We start from the raw sequence: 1,280 nt of genomic DNA, 5'->3' as shown, positions 1-1,280 counted from the left end.
TACGCGGCATAGCCGACTCCACCCCCTACGCCGTCCCCGGCGCGGGCGCATTGCTGCACGTACGCCGCCTCACCCCCGGCGAACGAGCCGCCCTCCCCGACGCACCCCACCTCTACGTCCACGTCGTCCACGGCGACATCTGCCTCGGCCAGGAACTCCTGTCCTCCGGAGACTCGGCCCGGGTCACAGGAGCCAAGTCCCTGGAGGCGGCGGCCACCGGTGACGGCGCGTCGGAGCTACTGGTGTGGGAGATGACCGGCAGCTGACGGAGCTTGATACGCAGCTGACGGGGCGGCTCGGGGCAGGCGGTGTCGGTACCCGCCCCGGCGAGTCAGAGCTCCGCGAGCACCGCGTCGGTGAACGCGGGCCAGACCTCGGCGGCCCACGGCCCGAACGGGCGGTCCGTCAGTGCCACACAGGCGGCCCCGGCATCGGGGTCGACCCACAGGAACGTCCCCGCCTGCCCGAAGTGCCCGAACGTCCGCGGCGACGACCTGCTCCCCGTCCAGTGCGGCGACTTGGAGTCCCGGATCTCGAACCCGAGCCCCCAGTCGTTGGGATTCTGGTGCCCGTACCCCGGCAGCACACCCTTCAGCCCCGGATACGTCACCGTCATCGCCGCCGCCACCGTCCGCGCGTCGAGCAACCGCGGCGCCTGCACCTCCGCTGCGAACCGCACCAGGTCGTCCACGGTCGAGACGCCGTCCTTCGCGGGCGAGCCGTCCCCTTCGAGCGCGGTGGACGTCATCCCCAGCGGTTCGAGCACCGCCTGCCGCAGATACTCCCCGAAGGGGATGTCCGTCGCCTTGGCGATGTGATCACCAAGAACCTCGAACCCCGCGTTGGAGTAGAGCCGCCGCACCCCCGGCGCCGACGTCACCCGGTGCTCGTCGAAGGCGAGGCCACTGGTGTGCGCGAGCAGGTGCCGTACCGTCGATCCCTCGGGCCCCGCGGGCTCGTCCAGCTCGACCGCGCCTTCCTCGTACGCCACGAGCGCCGCATAGGCCGCCAGCGGCTTCGTGACCGAGGCGAGCGCGAAGCGCCGGTCGGTCGGTCCGTGTGCCCCGGCCACCGTCCCGTCCGCGCGTACGACGGCGGCGGCAGCGGTGGGGACCGGCCAGTTCTCGATCAACGCCAGGCTCTGCATGCGCCCGAGCCTAATTCCTCGCCGGGAGCTGAGGGCCGCGGGGTGGACCTCGTGCGGGGCGGACCGTGAGGGGGCCGAAGCTGTGCCGGGCGGGCCCCGGGTTGGGTGGGGCCTGTGCCGGGCGGACCCTGTG

Annotated in this window: 1 protein-coding gene and 1 pseudogene; one reads left to right on the top strand and one right to left on the bottom strand. The window is 72.8% G+C overall.

The window, feature by feature from the left end; genetic code table 11:
- Positions 1-266, top strand: a pseudogene (locus AB8Z36_RS39875) (pirin family protein); the annotation flags it as partial.
- A gap of 65 nt (positions 267-331) precedes the next feature.
- Here the strand turns inward: AB8Z36_RS39875 and AB8Z36_RS39870 are convergent.
- On the bottom strand, positions 332-1,147 hold the full coding sequence (locus tag AB8Z36_RS39870) for a serine hydrolase domain-containing protein (RefSeq protein ID WP_369218246.1): 816 nt from the start codon (positions 1,145-1,147) through the stop codon (positions 332-334).
- Positions 1,148-1,280: the final 133 nt, after the last annotated feature.

The organism is Streptomyces flavofungini, from assembly GCF_041028215.1.
Classification (GTDB): domain Bacteria; phylum Actinomycetota; class Actinomycetes; order Streptomycetales; family Streptomycetaceae; genus Streptomyces; species Streptomyces flavofungini_B.
Note: the sequence above shows the minus strand (reverse complement) of the source record. Positions and strands in the feature narration are given on the sequence as shown.

Excerpts from the sequence above, each read along its gene's own strand:
- AB8Z36_RS39870 (WP_369218246.1), bottom strand. The coding sequence starts at position 1,147 with ATGCAGAGCCTGGCGTTGATCGAGAACTGGCCGGTCCCCACCGCTGCC.